Annotated in this window: 9 protein-coding genes; all 9 read left to right on the top strand. The window is 35.1% G+C overall.

From position 1 onward, the window contains the following. Positions 1-33 precede the first annotated feature (33 nt). The 9 genes from ACJJVI_RS03060 (at position 34) to ACJJVI_RS03020 (ending at position 16,346) form a co-directional block, all read left to right on the top strand. The gene (locus ACJJVI_RS03060) at positions 34-1,317 is read left to right on the top strand and encodes a glycosyl hydrolase family 17 protein (RefSeq protein ID WP_317289919.1); all 1,284 of its coding nucleotides are present in this window, start codon (positions 34-36) and stop codon (positions 1,315-1,317) included. Then, positions 1,310-2,818, top strand: a complete 1,509-nt coding sequence (locus ACJJVI_RS03055; RefSeq protein ID WP_405350231.1) for a glycoside hydrolase family 30 protein — start codon at positions 1,310-1,312, stop codon at positions 2,816-2,818. The genes ACJJVI_RS03060 and ACJJVI_RS03055 overlap by 8 nt, the downstream gene beginning before the upstream one ends. A gap of 5 nt (positions 2,819-2,823) precedes the next feature. Beyond that, positions 2,824-5,163 (top strand): MFS transporter, encoded by a 2,340-nt coding sequence (locus ACJJVI_RS03050; RefSeq protein WP_405350228.1) that lies wholly within the window; start codon positions 2,824-2,826, stop codon positions 5,161-5,163. Between the two features lie 3 nt (positions 5,164-5,166). After that, positions 5,167-6,081, top strand: coding sequence for a glycosyl hydrolase family 17 protein (locus tag ACJJVI_RS03045; protein WP_405350225.1), 915 nt, complete (start codon positions 5,167-5,169; stop codon positions 6,079-6,081). Between the two features lie 282 nt (positions 6,082-6,363). Continuing rightward, positions 6,364-9,387: a SusC/RagA family TonB-linked outer membrane protein gene (locus ACJJVI_RS03040; RefSeq protein WP_405350222.1), complete on the top strand. Its 3,024-nt coding sequence runs from the start codon at positions 6,364-6,366 to the stop codon at positions 9,385-9,387. Positions 9,388-9,397: 10 nt separating this feature from the next. Next, positions 9,398-10,855, top strand: coding sequence for a RagB/SusD family nutrient uptake outer membrane protein (locus tag ACJJVI_RS03035; RefSeq protein WP_317289914.1), 1,458 nt, complete (start codon positions 9,398-9,400; stop codon positions 10,853-10,855). A gap of 10 nt (positions 10,856-10,865) precedes the next feature. After that, on the top strand, positions 10,866-12,899 hold the full coding sequence (locus ACJJVI_RS03030; RefSeq protein ID WP_152556238.1) for a hypothetical protein: 2,034 nt from the start codon (positions 10,866-10,868) through the stop codon (positions 12,897-12,899). Between the two features lie 10 nt (positions 12,900-12,909). Continuing rightward, positions 12,910-14,562, top strand: a complete 1,653-nt coding sequence (locus ACJJVI_RS03025; protein ID WP_405350219.1) for a family 16 glycosylhydrolase — start codon at positions 12,910-12,912, stop codon at positions 14,560-14,562. Positions 14,563-15,035: 473 nt separating this feature from the next. Further along, the gene (locus ACJJVI_RS03020) at positions 15,036-16,346 is read left to right on the top strand and encodes a T9SS type A sorting domain-containing protein (RefSeq protein ID WP_042269797.1); all 1,311 of its coding nucleotides are present in this window, start codon (positions 15,036-15,038) and stop codon (positions 16,344-16,346) included. Positions 16,347-16,390: the final 44 nt, after the last annotated feature.

The following is a 16,390-nucleotide window of genomic DNA, read 5'->3' as shown; positions in this document are numbered from 1 at the left end:
GATAACTAATCATCTTAATAATTAAAACTAGTTATGAAGTTTCATATCACATCTTTATTTATCATGTTGTTGGTTTTTATGACAGCATGCAAAGATGTTAATGAAAATAAACCTCTAGTAACAGAAGCAAATACAATGACAGCAAGTGCTATCTTATCTAATCCAGATTATCTAGCGATCTCATACGGTGGTTACCGCAGTACTTCTAGAGATGTACAGCCATCCATGATGCAAATCAAGAATGATATGAAGATTCTTGCAGCTATGAATGTAAAAATCCTGCGTACTTATAACATGCAATTACCTATGGCTACAAACGTGGTTAAAGCGATTGACGAGTTAAAAAGAGAGCAACCAGATTTTGAAATGTATGTCATGCTGGGTGCATGGATAGATTGTAAAAATGCTTGGACGGCAACAGAGCCAGATCACAATATAGAAAGTGAAAATAATGCTGCAGAGATTGATCGTGCAGTACAATTAGCGCAACAGTATCCAGATATAATTAAAATTATAGCAGTAGGAAATGAGGCAATGGTAAAATGGGCGACAAGTTATTATGTGCAACCTGCCGTGATTCTTAAATGGGTAAATCATCTTCAAAACCTTAAGAAAAAAGGAGAACTTTCTAAGGATTTATGGATTACTAGCTCTGACAACTTTGCTTCATGGGGTGGTGGAGAGGACGTATATCATACGGCAGAATTAAATCAATTAATTAAAGCCGTAGATTATATCTCGATGCATACTTACCCTATGCATGACACTCATTATAATCCAGTTTTTTGGGGCAACTCTCCTGAAGAAAATACACTTTCTAAAGGACAAAAAGTAGAGAAGTCGATAGAGAGGTCATTAGCTTATGCGATTGATCAATATGATCGTGTATATGAATATATGAAGTCTATAGGTGTTGATAAGCCAATTCACATAGGTGAAACCGGATGGGCAACATATTCTAGTGGATTATATGGTAACAATGGATCAAAAGCCACTGATGAGTACAAGTCTGGACTGTACTATCAATCAATCCGAGAATGGACCAGAAAGAATAAAATCGCCTGCTTTTACTTTGAGGCTTTTGATGAGCAATGGAAGGATGCTGCAAATCCTCAAGGCTCAGAGAATCATTTTGGACTATTTACTATTAATGGAAAAGTTAAATATGGTCTTTGGGATCTAGTGGATGAAAATGTATTTGAAGGTCTGACTAGAAATGGTTACTCCATTTCTAAAACTTATGATGGTAATAAATCACAACTTATGAAAGCTGTCCAATTACCACCAGTAAAATCAAATTTTAAAGGATATGAATAGATGTAAAAACATAGCATCCTCTTTATTAGTAGCTGCTATAATCTGTACGACTATGAGCTGTAAAGAAGAACAAGGTACACTTAATGTTGAGGTCTATGAGACATCTGCAACAGGTAATAATTTAACTCGTGTTACACCTTTTGAAATAAAGGACAGTACCACTGTTATAACTATAAATGAAAATATTACTTACCAGAAGATTACTGGTTTTGGTGGTGCATTTACAGAAAGTTCTGCCTATTTACTAAATCGATTAAGTAAAAAAAATAAAGACTCTATAATTGACGCCTATTTTTCAAATAGAGGTGCAAATTACTCACTAACACGCACGCATATGAATAGTTGTGATTTCTCATTATCACAATATTCTTATTCGCCTGTTGTCGATGATATGGAGTTAGAGCACTTCACTATACAAGAAGATCGCGATGACTTAATTCCAATGATTAAGGATGCCATGGCAGCTTCTGATGATGGATTTAAAATATTTGCATCACCATGGACTGCAGCGCCGTGGATGAAAGATAACAACCATTGGGTTGGTGGTAAATTATTGCCTAAGTATTATGATACATGGGCTTTATTCTTTTCAAAATATATTGATGCTTACGAGGCTGAAGGTATTCCGATATGGGGCTTTACAGTAGAAAATGAACCACATGGGAATGGCAATAATTGGGAAAGTATGCATTACACACCACAAGAAATGACTGACTTTGTCCAGCATCATTTAGGTCCTAAACTTGAAAAAGATGGCTATGGTGATAAAATTATTTTAGGATATGACCAGAATAGAGCTGGAATAAAGGAATGGGTAGACGTTATGTATAAGGATGAGGCTTCATCAAAATATTATGATGGTACAGCCATTCATTGGTATGAAAGTACCTATGATTATTTTCCAGAAGATTTGCAATATGCACATAACAAAGCGCCAAATAAATATCTGATTGAGACTGAAGGTTGCGTGGATTCACAAGTTCCAGAATGGAGAAATGATCAGTGGTATTGGTCTAAAGAATCTACGGATTGGGGCTGGGATTGGGCAAGAGAAGAAGATAAACATTTACATCCTAAATATGCTCCAGTAAATCGTTATGCCCGTGATATCATAGGTTGTTTGAATAATTGGGTAGACGGTTGGGTAGATTGGAATATGGTTTTAGATCGTCAAGGTGGACCTAACTGGTTCAAAAACTGGTGTGTAGCACCTGTAATTGTAGATCCAGAAAATGATGAGGTTTATTTTACACCTCTTTATTACACAATGGCACATTTTAGTAAGTACATACGTCCAGGAGCTGTAGTAATTGATGTTCAAAATACAGATAAAGACCTTATGGTTACCGCTGCAAAAAATCCAGATGGTACGATTGCTTTTGTGATTTTTAATGAGGGAATGAAAAATAAAAACTATGAATTACGCTTCCGCGAAAGCGTGGTTAATATCAACTTAGGTCCACAAAGCTTACAAACTGTCATTATACCAACTAAAAACTAATTCATATGTCTACTACTATAAATAAAGTTCCATTTGGTCAAAAATTAGCCTTTGGAGTAGGGATGTTTGCTAATCAAATGTTTCCGGCAATTTTGGGGATTTTTATGGTGGTACTGGTTGAAGACTTAAAATTTACTGGATTGATGTGGGGAATGATATATTTATTTCCACGACTTTTAGATGCTATTACCGATCCTATAATGGGTTTTATATCTGATAATACAAAATCTAGATGGGGAAGACGACGTGTCTATGTTTTAATTGGGTCAATTATAATGGGTGTTGCTTATATTTTTATGTGGCAACTATTTAAAGAAAATTCTTTAGAATATAACTTTTGGTATTTCTTTTTCTGGTCAATTATATTCTACTTAGGTCTTACTTTTTTTAGTGTGCCATATGTAGCAATGGGTTACGAAATGAGTGATGATTTTCATGAACGTACTAACATCATGGCTGTTGCCCAATGGATAGGGCAATGGGCTTGGGTTATTGCTCCATTGTTTTGGTTAATAATGTACGATCCTGAATGGTTCCCATCTGCCGACGTTGCAGCACGTGAACTGGCAATTTGGGTGGCTATTCCTTGTGCTATTTGTGCAATGATTCCTGCTCTTTTTATTAAAAGTGAATCGACACTCAATGAAGATTATGAGCCGTTAAATTTATCAAATATCGGTGGTAGCTTAACAAAAATAAGAGACAGTTTTAAAGAAGCCTTCAAGATTAAAGAATTTAGAAAGTTATGTTTATCGACGTTTTTTATATTTAATGCTTTCAATACGGTTGCGTCACTTACGTTTTTTGTTATCGTTTACAAACTGTTCAATGGTGACGCAGGAGCATCAGGTGTTTGGGTTTCATTATTTGGCTGCTTAGGTGCTTTAGGTACTACTTTTATTGTGATTCCTATTGTAACAGCGCTTTCTAAAAAATTAGGTAAGAAGAAAGCTTTTATGATTTGTCAGAGCATATCGATTTTAGGGTACCTAATGCTTTACTTCTTGTTTATTCCTGGTAAACCGTGGTTGTATATATTAGCATTACCGTTTTTCTCATTTGGTATAGGTAGTTTATTTACCATTATGATGTCTATGACCGCCGACGTGATAGATATAGATGAACTTAATACGGGAAAAAGAAGAGAAGGAACCTTTGGAGCAATTTACTGGTGGATGGTAAAAGTTGGGTATGCAATAGCTGGAGCATTAAGTGGCGGAATTATTTGGTTAGTAGGCTTTGATTCTGATCTGGCAACCATAGAACAGCAAGGTGCAGTTGATGGATTACATGCATTTTTCTGTTTTTTCCCTATGCTAGGAACCTTGGCTGCCATGTTTATAATGCGCAATTATGATGTGACTGAAAAAAGAGCTAGTGAAATTAGATCACAATTAGATAAACGTAAGAGTCTTAATAATGGGGTAAATACTTCTTTTTATGGTTTAAATAAGTTAGAATCTTTAATGTCTTTAAAAGGTAAAAGCTCTTATTTAACTGATGTTAAAGATGATATTTCTCTAGACGAATTGAAATCAGCTTTCCAAAAATCTCTAAGCTCAAAGCTTCATGGTATATGTTTTAGTCCTTATAGAGAAGGACAAAATGTAAACCAGCGGTTAAGTGGCACTCAAATCGATGAGCGAATGGAAGTTATAGCTCCATACACTTCTTGGATACGTTCATTTTCTAGTAGAAATGGAAATGAGTTAATTCCTCTTTCTGCTCGTTCAAAAGGTCTTAAATCAATGATAGGAGCATGGGTTAGTGGCAACGAGGCTCAAAATAATTTAGAAATCGAGAGTTTAATAGACCTAGCTAAAAAAGGTCAAGTTGACATTGCGGTGGTAGGTAATGAGGTACTTCTGAGAGATGAATTACCCATGGAAGTCATAATTGATTATCTTAAACGAGTTAAAAAAGCTCTTCCTAATACTCCTGTAGGGTATGTTGATGCTTATTATCAATTTGTGGATCACCCAGAACTTATAGAGATATGCGATGTCTTATTGATCAATTGTTATCCATTCTGGGAAGGTTGTGCAATAGGGAAATCTACTGCTTATCTTAATGAGATGTATGAAATGGTGAAACAAGTGGCCGGAGAAAAACCAATTATTATTACAGAAACAGGTTGGCCTAATGAAGGATCAGAAAATCTAGAAGCAGTTCCATCTATGATTAATGCAATGAAGTATTTTGTAAATGTTACTAACTGGTCTAAAGATAAAGGAGTAGAAATGTTTTACTTCTCATCGTTTGATGAATCATGGAAAGTTCATCAGGAAGGTGATGTAGGAGCAAGATGGGGAATATGGGATAAGGACGAAAACTTTAAATATTAAACAATGTCATTTAGAAAAGATCAATTTTTTAAAGAAAATGGAGTCAGTAATATTCATGTTAGTGGTATTGAACTTTCTAATTATTCTGACTCCGAGTTGAGAAAGTTATGGCGTGATACGCTTCATGAAGGAATACACGGTTTATGTTTCAGTATGTATGAGGATGGGCAAGAACCAGGAGATAAAATAACCAAAGAACAAGTAGAAAGAAGGATCGAAATTATTAAACCTTATACCAAATGGGTGAGATCATTTTCATGTATTGAAGGAAACGAATTTGTCCCTGAAATGGCACATAAACATGGTTTGAAGACGATGGTTGGAGCATGGCTAAGTGATGATTTAGATAAAAATGAGGAAGAAATTAAGGCTCTAATTAAGTTAACAAAAGAAGGACTTGTAGATATCGCTGCGGTTGGTAATGAGGTGCTTTATCGTAATGACTTGACTCTTGAACAGCTTATAGCTTATATGCAAAGGGTAAAAGCAGCTGCTCCTCATACTATTGTCGGTTATGTAGATGCCTATTATGAGTTTTCCGTTCATCCAGAGCTAATTGAAAATTCTGATGTGATACTTTCTAATTGCTATCCATATTGGGAAGGTACATCAATTGGGTATGCAAACAGTCATATGAAAGCTATGTTTGATCAGACTTTAATTGCTGCAGCTAGACATGGTAAGAAAGTTATTATCACAGAAACTGGATGGCCTAGTCGTGGAGAAAGTTTGAAGATTGCAGATGCCTCTGAGGTAAATGCAATGAAATACTTTATTGATACACAAAGATGGTCTAAAGCTAATAGTATTGAATTATTTTATTTTTCATCTTTTGATGAGTCCTGGAAAAAAGATGACGAAGGTGAGGTAGGAGCTTTTTGGGGGATCTGGGATAAGAATGAATCAATGAAATTCTGATATGAAAATGAATGTTAAGCATTTAGTCAAGATTTCTACAACGTTTTCGATTACTACACTTCTGTAATTTCACTACAACATTACCACAACATTGATTTATATTTTAGTTTTCAATTATTTCGATAATTGAATAGATTGAATTCTTATTGACTGATTTTGTGAAACTTATATGATAATTATAAGTTATTGTTTATAATTATGTTCATGTTGAGATGATGTAGCGCTAATTATTTTAATTAACATAAACTTCACATTAATTTTAACCAATCAAATTTTAAAAGGATGAACAAACACTTTTTCTTTCTTCTTATTACAACGTTTTCGTTAATTGGATTTGCACAGCAAACACAATATTCTGGAACGGTAATAGATGGCTCAAATCAAGAACCTTTATTAGGTGCTTCAATTATAGTAAAAGGAACAAATGTTGGAACCACCTCAGATCTCGATGGGAAATACAACATTACTGCTAACTCATCAGATATATTAATTATATCTTATCTAGGTTATCTAACTAAAGAAATTCCAGTAAGTTCTGACTTAATAGTGACCTTAGAAGAGGATGTAGCTTCTTTAGATCAAATAGTTGTTGTTGGATATGGTACACAAGCAAAAAGAGAAATTACCGGAGCGGTAACTGTGGTTAAGGCAGAGACAATTGAAAGTTTGAAGCCCACACGTATAGAACAGGCTCTTCAAGGTCAGGTAGCAGGTGTTAATGTAACATCTACATCTGGTTCTCCTGGAGCTGCTTCAAATATCAGAATTCGTGGTATTTCTACTAATGGAGATAATAGACCTTTAATATTGGTAGATGGTAATGTTGTTGAAGATTTAAGTGTTATAAATCCAGGTGATATTGAAAGTTATACCGTTTTAAAAGATGCGACAGCTGGTATATATGGTGTGCGTGCGGCAAATGGTGTTATTTTAATAACCACTAAAGGAGGTCGTAAGAATCAAAAATTACAATACGAGTATGATGCTTTTGTAGGTTTTCAACAAACTACTAGAAAATTACCTACTTTAAATTCAAAGCAATATTCGCTTTTAGTCAATGAAGCATTCGCAAATAATGGTGAAACACCACCATTTTCTACTATAGTAGGTTTGAATGATACAGATTGGCAGGGAGAAGTTTTTAGTAATGCACCAATATTTAATAATAACATAGGATTAAGAGGTGGGACGGAAAAGGCAGCATATGCCTTTGGTGCCGCTCTACTTACACAGGATGGTATTGTAGGAGCCGGAAAAAGTAATTTTACCCGTTCTACTTTAAGATTCAATTTTGATTATGATCTTTTAAGCAATTTAAAGGTGAAAACTGGATTGTTTTACACAGGTACCTCTCGAAGTACCATATCTGAAACTGGTCTAGGTAGTGTTTTATTTAATGCGGTCAATAATGCTCCTACCTTTTCAGTAAGGGATGCAAATGGAGATTTTACCTTAGCAGAAGGCTTAGGGAATGAGGTTATTAATCCTGTACATCAACTGGAGAACACATTTAATTCTAATAAAGTAGATAAAATTAGTGGAAATTTTGGACTGAATTATAAGTTTTGGGATGACTTCACCGTTGAAACCCGAATCCAATTTAATTATGCCGAAGCTTATGGTGATAATTTTGCACCTGAGGCAAACTATGGTTCAGGTAAAGTATTTAACTTAACACGTAATGTTTATGGAGAATACAGTAATTACTTTAGGGATTACACTTATGATGCGTTTATTAATTATAAGCACACTTTCGCGCAAGCGCATAACTTAAATGCTACTGTAGGAATGTCTGCGTTTAGAACTACTGGAAAGTTTAATGGTTTAACAGGTTTTGATATTCCAGATAATAGTTTTTCAAATGCAAATAGACAGAATGCATCTGATATAGTCGATAATTTCCAAAATGGAGGTGATGAATATGATGCAAGACTACTATCACATTTTGCTAGATTGCAATATGATTATGATGGGAAGTACTTGTTCTCTGGTGTTATAAGACGCGATGGATCTACAAAATTTGGTCCTGAAAATAAGTTCGGAATTTTTCCATCAGCATCTGCTGGTTGGGTCCTTAGTAAGGAAAGTTTTCTTGAGGAGTCTAAAGCTATAAATTTCTTGAAATTAAGAGGATCTTATGGTATTATAGGTAATGATAGAATACCTGATTATAGATTTATCTCTTTACTTAATGGTGAAGGAGCTTATGTTATAGGAGATAACTTGATTTTTGGAACTGCAATTGGAGCAATATCTAATCCTGAAATTAAATGGGAAGAGCAGTATACTGCAGATATTGGTCTAGAAGCTGAGTTTTTAGATTATAAATTAAATGTGACAATTGATTACTACACAAGACGAACTGAGGATTTACTATTGGTTCCAGTAGTTTCTGGTACCTTAGGCGTTACAGCTCCTGGGTCAAGCGCACCTGTTATTAATGGTGGAGATATTGAAAATAAAGGATTAGAGTTTGCGATTAGTTATAAAGATAAAATTAATGATAATCTTTCATTCACTGCAAGTTACAATTTTGCAACATTGAAAAACGAAGTTCTTAAAGTTAATAATTCTGTAGGGTTTTTAGAAGGTGGTTCTTTCGGAGTAGGGCAACCAGCGCCATCTAGAATGGAAGTTGGTAAGCCTATTGGATATTTCTATGGTTATCGTACTGATGGTATTTTTCAAGACGCTAATGAAGTAGCATCACATCCTTCTCAACTAGCGTTAGGAGCAATTGCTCAACCTGGAGACATTAGGTATGTAGATATTAATGAAGACGGTGTTATTAATTTAGAGGATAGAACAGATTTAGGAAATCCTATACCAGACGTTACTATGGGTTTAAATATATCTGTAAATTATAAGAATTGGGATGTGCAAACTTATCTATATGCTTCTATAGGTAATGATGTAGTACGTAATTATGAACGTAATCAAAACTTGACAAATCTTACAACAAACTATCTAGATCGTTGGACGGGTCCTGGTACTAGTAACTCTACACCTAGAGTTACAACTGGAGCTACTTCAAATCAAGTTTTTTCTGATTTTTATGTAGAAGATGGTTCTTTTTTAAGAGCTCAAAATATGCAAGTTGGCTATACTATTACAGACGCTACACTTGATACACTTAAAATTAAAGACATGAGATTTTATGTCTCCGTTAATAATCTATTCACGCTTACTAAATATCGAGGATTTGATCCATCTGCATCAGATGGAGCTCCTATAGGTGGAGGAATCGATTATGGCTTCTATCCAGTGCCACGTACTTTTTTAGCAGGTGTTAATCTTAAATTTTAATCTCATCATTATGAAAAAAATAATAAACCTATTTCTTATTTTGAGTGTTGCCGTTGTAGTCAACAGCTGTACAGATGACTATGTAGATGTAGCTAGTAGAGATGCAAACTCTGAAGACTTTTTCAATACTCCAGAAGATTATCAAAGTGCTTTAATAGGTGCTTATGATTTATTACAAAGTACCTACATGAATGTGATGCTGGGCGAGATAGCTTCTAATAATACCGTCGCTGGTGGAGAAAGCGCGACAGACGTTATTGGAATACAGCAAATCGATGATATGACGCACACACCTGTAAATGATCAACTTAAAGATATTTGGGGATGGATGTACTCTGGTGTTAATCGAGCTAATTATATAATGGAATTTCAAGATAAAATTGACTTTCCAGAAAAGCAGCAAGTGTTAGCTGAAACCAGATTCCTTAGAGCATATTATTATTTTGAATTAGTGAAGTTCTTTGGTGATGTACCGTTAGTTGTAGATAAAAGAATATTATTTGGAGATCAATTTGAAATTAATAGAACTCCCAAAGCAGACGTATACACTCAAATAGAATTGGATCTTATTTTTGCAGCAGATAACCTAAATTATACCACAACTGAAACTGGTAGAGTGACTAAAGGTGCTGCTCAAGCATTACTAGGTAAGGTTTATTTGTATCAAAATAAATTTGGAGATGCCGCTAGCGTCCTAGACGATGTAATCACTATGGGGCCATATGATCTTGTAGATGACTACGATACGATTTTTGAAAACGATAATGAGAACAACATTGAATCTGTTTTTGAAGTGCAATATACAGATGTAGAAGGAGCAGGATTTGGTTGTCTACAGTGTAGTGAAGGTAATGTTGCTGTTGGTTTTAACGGTATACGTAATTACACAGGTCCTGTATTTGACTCAGGTTTTAGCTTTAACTTACCTACTCAAGATGTTTATGATGAGTTTGAGCCTAATGATCTTAGACTACCAGTCGCTTTACTAGATATTAATGTTTGGTCTGCTGCAAACGGTGCTACTTTTAATACTGGATTTGAACATACAGGATATTATAACAGAAAATATATAGCAAGGCAAGGTGATTTAAATACAGGAGATCAAAACCTTACTAACCCTAACAATTATAGAGCTATTAGGTTTGCAGATGTGTATCTTATGGCTGCCGAGGCATATAATCGTGGTAATCTAGGTGATGATATTGCCAGAGATTACCTAAATGAAGTTAGAATGCGTGCTATGATGCCTTTAGTTACAGCAACTGGTGCAGCATTGACGGATGCTATTTACCATGAGCGTAGAGTAGAGCTAGTTGGTGAAGGTCATCATTTTTTTGATTTAGTACGTACTGGTAGAGCAGCAACTGAAATTAATGGCTTTACAACTGGCAAGAATGAAGTATTTCCTATTCCTATAGATGAAATCATACTATCAGGTAATCGATGGGACCAAAACCCTAATTATTAATCATATCAACATGAAAAAGACATTCTATTTTTTAAGTGTTTTACTATTAGCTATTATGGCAGTAGTTAGCTGTACAGAAGACGACCTTACAGAACAAGTTCAAAACTTAGCTGCACCTCAAGAACTGGACATAACGTTCAATATTCTACAAGATAATAGTGGGATGGTGACACTAACACCATCTGCTTCAGGTGCTGCTTCTTTCGAATTGTATTATGGCGATGATACTGAAGAGTCTATAGAATTACTTCCAGGTGAAAGTGCAGAGCGCATTTATTCAGAAGGTAATTATCCAATTCGACTGGTAGCTACTTCAATAAATGGTAAAATATCTGAAATTACGAAAGATTTATTGGTTTCTTTTAGAGCGCCAGAAAATCTTGTTATTAGCATAGTTGATGACCCTAATTCTAGTTTCGGAATAGTAGTTTCGGCAACAGCAGATTTTGCAACCATGTTTGAAGTGACTTTTGGCGAGGATGCAACATTACCTGCACAAAACCTTGCTACAGACGGTGAGACAGGATATGTATACAATTCAATAGGTGATTATGTGGTAACGGTTACTGCATTTAGTGGTGGTGCTGCTACAACTATGGGGACTGAAACTGTTTCTATAATTGATCCATTTTTACTACCTATCGATTTTGAATCTGCGACACTTGCATATAATTTTATTGATTTTGGAGGTGCTGCTTCCGCGAAAGTTGCTAATCCAGACCTCGCAGGTAATAATAGCGCTTTTGTTGCCGAAACTACAAAGACAGCCGGAGCACAAGTTTTTGCTGGAACTGTTATTGAATTAGATGAAGCCATAGATTTTACTACTTTTCAAAAAATAAAATTAGATTCTTGGTCTCCACTACCTGCAGGAGCTATTGTGAAAATGAAGTTAGAAAATGCTTTAGATTCTAATATTAGTACAGAATTAGATGTACCTACTGCGGCCACTAGTTCATGGGAGACTTTGATTTTTGATTTCTCTGCTGCTGACCTTACTCAACAGTACCAAAAAGTCATTGTATTTTATGATTTCGGTAATGCCGGTAACTCAAATACATTCTATTTTGATAACATTGAATTAACAGATCAAAGTCCTATAGCTTTAGAGCTACCATTAGATTTTGAGTCTACGCTTCTAACTTACAACTTTGATAATTTTGGTGGAGCAAATACTTCATTAGTGTCTAATCCGGATATTTCAGGATTAAACACTTCTGCTACGGTAGGGAACCTAAATAAATCAAATGGATCACAAGTGTGGGCAGGATCATTTATTGAATTGGATAACCCTATTGATTTTTCATTAATGCAAATGATCAGTATAAAAACATGGTCGCCTCAATCAGGTATCACTGTAAAAATGAAATTGGAAAATTTAGCAGATCCTAATATTAATGTAGAAGTAGATGTGGTCAATACGGTTGCAAATGCATGGGAAGAGCTTACATTCGATTTTACAGGAGTTAATAACGCAAATAATTATCAACGTGTAGTTGTGTTTTTTGATTTTGGTAACGCTGGTGCTGGGACTGATTACTATTTTGACGATATAGCTTTGACTGATGGAATGGCATCTTTAGAATTACCAGTAACTTTTGAAGACGCTACACTTAATTACAGTTTCACTGACTTTGGTGGAGCAGCCACGTCAGTAATAGCAAATCCAGATGCAACTGGAGCAAACACAACAGCTATGGTAGCAAACCTTAATAAATCTTCAGGCTCACAGGTCTGGGCAGGTTCGTTTATTGAATTAGATGCTCCTATTGATTTTACTAGTTTACAAAAAATCAAATTAAAGACTTGGTCTCCTCAATCAGGTATTGTTGTGAAAATGAAATTAGAGAATTCTGCAGATTCTAATATCAATGTAGAGGTTGACGTTACTAATACGGTAGCAAATGGCTGGGAGGAATTGACTTTTGATTTCACTGGAATAAACAGCTCAAATGATTATCAAAAAATAGTAGTTTTCTTCGATTTTGGAACCGCTGGAACTGGAACGGATTACTATTTTGACGAAATTGAATTAACAAATTAATAAAAGCATTATGAAACTTATTAATAAAATATATTTTTTAGCCTTTCTAAGTCTGTTAGTTTTATCATGTCAGGAAGATGATTTACAATTTGGAGATATTACAGCACCCACTAATCTTGAAGTTAGTTTTATTGTACAAGGTCAGGATGCGATGAATCCTGATGGTGACGGTAGTGGTAAAGTAGACTTTACAGCAACAGCAGATAATGCTATTAACTTTACTTATGATTTTGGAGATATGCGTACAGGATCTGCCTATGATGGTACAATTACACATCAGTTTGTAGAACCTGGAGTAAATACCTATAGTGTTACTGTAATAGCAACAGGCACAGGCGGAGTTTCAACTTCCAAAGTTGTCTTAGTAGATGTGTTTAGTGCTTTTAACGATGCAGAAGCTAAAACCTTCTTAACTGGTGGTGATGGTTTATCTAAAACATGGTATTGGGCAGCTGCTGAACCTGGGCATTTAGGAGTAGGTCCTAATGATCCAAATGCAGCAAATCCTGGAGAAAATAATTTCCCAGCATTTTATAGTGCTACGCCATTTGAGAAGAATGGCGCTCCAGAAAGTATGTGTCTTTATATGGATCAGTTAGTCTTTACTCAAAATGGAGATAACGTCACTTATGAATTATTGAACGGTGGAGAGACCTATTTTAATGGTTCGTTTGAAGGTGTAGCCGGAGGTTCTAATGGATTCGATTACTGTTATGCTTACGATACCTCAGGTATTAAAAATGTTACTTTTCTACCGTCTGATTCAATTGTGCCAGACGATGAAAAGCGTGGCACTGCAATGCAATTTAGCGGTGATGGATTTATGAGTTATTATATAAACTCTTCTTTATATGATATTCTTGAAATTTCTGAGAATCGATTAGTTGTGCGTTCCATTATGAATGGTGACCTCGCCTGGTACCATATCTTCTCGACAGATGATCCTAATGCAGCTAGTGGTGGAACTACAGGTTCTTTAGTTTGGTCAGATGAATTTGACGTTGATGGTGCTCCAGATCCCGCAAACTGGACTTATGATCTTGGTACTGGAACCAATGGATGGGGAAATAACGAGTCACAAACTTATACAGATAGAGTAGATAACGTAAAAGTTGAAAATGGTGTTTTAAAAATTACAGCAAAAGCAGAAAATTTTAATGGTTCTAATTTTACATCTGCGAGAATAAAGTCTGAAGGGCTATATGACTTTACCTATGGTACGGTAGAGGTTAGGGCAAAATTACCTACTGGAGGCGGTACTTGGCCAGCAATATGGACTCTAGGTTCAGATTATCAAACCAATACTTGGCCAGCCGCCGGTGAAATGGATATTATGGAACACGTAGGTAATAATCAAGATGTCATTTATGGTACTGTTCATCATCCTGGTGCCTTTGCAGGTAATGCAGATGGTGGTAACTTGATGGTGTCTGGAGTTTCAACAGATTTTCATGTGTACAAGCTTGAATGGACCGCTACAGATATAAAGTTTTTTGTTGATGATCAACAATTCCATCAAGTTGCAAACGATGCAACTTTGCCCTTTGATAAAGATTTTTTCTTTATTATGAATATAGCCATGGGCGGTGATTTTGGTGGTGTAATAGACCCTTCGTTCGTCGAAAGTACTATGGAAGTAGATTACATAAGAGTTTATCAGTAGTTAGATAATTATTTATGTTGTTAAATGGTTCCCCTAGGGAGCCATTTTTTTTTAATAGAACATATCTACTAAATGTTTGATGAACAAATAGTAGTGATATTCTTAAAACCTACGATAAGAACCATATTGATAGAGCTTTCAATATTAATATTATTTATTTTACGTAAAAGTTAATGATTGTACTAGTAGGAGGATATTCAATTAATTATTAATAATAGTGAGTTTTTAAAAGTTTATTTATGTCCCGTTTTACTCAACATTACCACAACATTTTGTGTTTTGAAGAGTAAATAATGGATTTTCGAAATCGTTATAGCTTGTGTAAATAGCTGTAAATGATTTAATTATGTTTTTATAATTTGTTTTGATCGTAGATTACGCAGTGATGATTTATTGTATGGGTGTAATATGATTAACTATATCGTTATTGTTATAGATTTAATTACTCAAATTAAACTTTAAATAACAATCAAATGAAAAAAATTACTTTATTGCTTTTCTTGTTTTCAATAGCAGGATTTTCACAGTCATTACCATTAGACTTTGAAGTACCAGAGGATGACAACTTTGGAGCTTTTAATGGAACCGCAGCAAGCGTAGTTGTAGATCCTACAGATGCAACTAATCAAGTGCTTGAAATGATTGGTGCAGGTGTAGATTTTGATGGTGCAGCTATGGGTTTAGATACCTATGTAGATCTTTCTAATGATGCAACAAACATTATTACCATGAGAATATGGGCGCCAGATGCAACCTTAAGAACGCACCTTTTGAAATTTGAAGGTGGAACTTCGGGAGCAACTGAGTTAACGTTTACAACTAATATGATGGGTTGGCAAACTGTAAGCATTGATTTTGGAGCTGGTTTAGGTAATGAGTATCCTACTATTGTAATCTTTACAGACTCAACTCCTGGTAATACAGCTACAGGTACATATTATATTGATGATATAACAGGACCTAATGGAGCTATGATTCCAGTTGATCCTATACCTGCAACAGCAGCTCCAGACCCTACAGCTCCAGCAGCTGAGGTTCTATCTATTTTTACAGATACAGGTGGATATACTAACTTTTGGACACGCGATTATAATTTTGGTCAATCTAATATTGTAGATTTAGGAACTTCTGGTGTTAATAATACTTTTAAATTTAATCTAGCCGCTGCTGGTTATGGAGAAGGTAAAAATAGTGTTGTTGATATAAGCGCCTACAACTTCTTACAATTTGATTATTGGGCAGACAACATGTCAACAGAGATTAGATTTTATATGATTGATAATAACGGTGCTGTCGTTGAGTATTGGTATGAAATCGGTGGAGCTGCACCACAAGAAGCTATTGTGTCAGAAGCTTGGACTCATGTTGAAATCCCACTTTCTTTCTTTGAAAACACAGCTCCTAGAAGCACTGGTGGTACTGGAGGTTTCTCAAAAGCAAACTTCTTTCAATGGAAGATAGATGCGTCAAGTAATTTACAGTCTGATTTTATTTATGTTGATAATATCTATTTCTCTCAACAAACACTTAGCTCTGAATCTTTTAAACTTAATGTATTCAATGCTTACCCTAATCCTGCTCAAAGTAGTTGGACTATACAGTCAGCAAATACAATTATCGATACGGTAAATATTTATGATCTTACCGGTAAATTAGTATTAACTCAAAAGGAAGGTAGTGCAACATCTATAAATCTTGATGCAACTGGTCTTTCACAAGGAATGTATATTGCAAAAATCTCTTCTGGAGATGGCGTGCAAAATATTAAATTGTCTAAAGAGTAATACTATAGCCAATTATTCTTTTCAAAAAGGTTACTTCTAGGAGT

The organism is Nonlabens sp. Asnod3-H03, assembly GCF_045063665.1.
Lineage (GTDB): Bacteria > Bacteroidota > Bacteroidia > Flavobacteriales > Flavobacteriaceae > Nonlabens > Nonlabens ulvanivorans.
Note: the sequence above shows the minus strand (reverse complement) of the source record. Positions and strands in the feature narration are given on the sequence as shown.

Bases quoted from the DNA above. Each gene is read 5' to 3' on its own strand.
- ACJJVI_RS03060 (WP_317289919.1), top strand. From the start codon at position 34: ATGAAGTTTCATATCACATCTTTATTTATCATGTTGTTGGTTTTTATG.
- ACJJVI_RS03055 (WP_405350231.1), top strand. From the start codon at position 1,310: ATGAATAGATGTAAAAACATAGCATCCTCTTTATTAGTAGCTGCTATA.
- ACJJVI_RS03050 (WP_405350228.1), top strand. From the start codon at position 2,824: ATGTCTACTACTATAAATAAAGTTCCATTTGGTCAAAAATTAGCCTTT.
- ACJJVI_RS03045 (WP_405350225.1), top strand. From the start codon at position 5,167: ATGTCATTTAGAAAAGATCAATTTTTTAAAGAAAATGGAGTCAGTAAT.
- ACJJVI_RS03040 (WP_405350222.1), top strand. From the start codon at position 6,364: ATGAACAAACACTTTTTCTTTCTTCTTATTACAACGTTTTCGTTAATT.
- ACJJVI_RS03035 (WP_317289914.1), top strand. From the start codon at position 9,398: ATGAAAAAAATAATAAACCTATTTCTTATTTTGAGTGTTGCCGTTGTA.
- ACJJVI_RS03030 (WP_152556238.1), top strand. From the start codon at position 10,866: ATGAAAAAGACATTCTATTTTTTAAGTGTTTTACTATTAGCTATTATG.
- ACJJVI_RS03025 (WP_405350219.1), top strand. From the start codon at position 12,910: ATGAAACTTATTAATAAAATATATTTTTTAGCCTTTCTAAGTCTGTTA.
- ACJJVI_RS03020 (WP_042269797.1), top strand. From the start codon at position 15,036: ATGAAAAAAATTACTTTATTGCTTTTCTTGTTTTCAATAGCAGGATTT.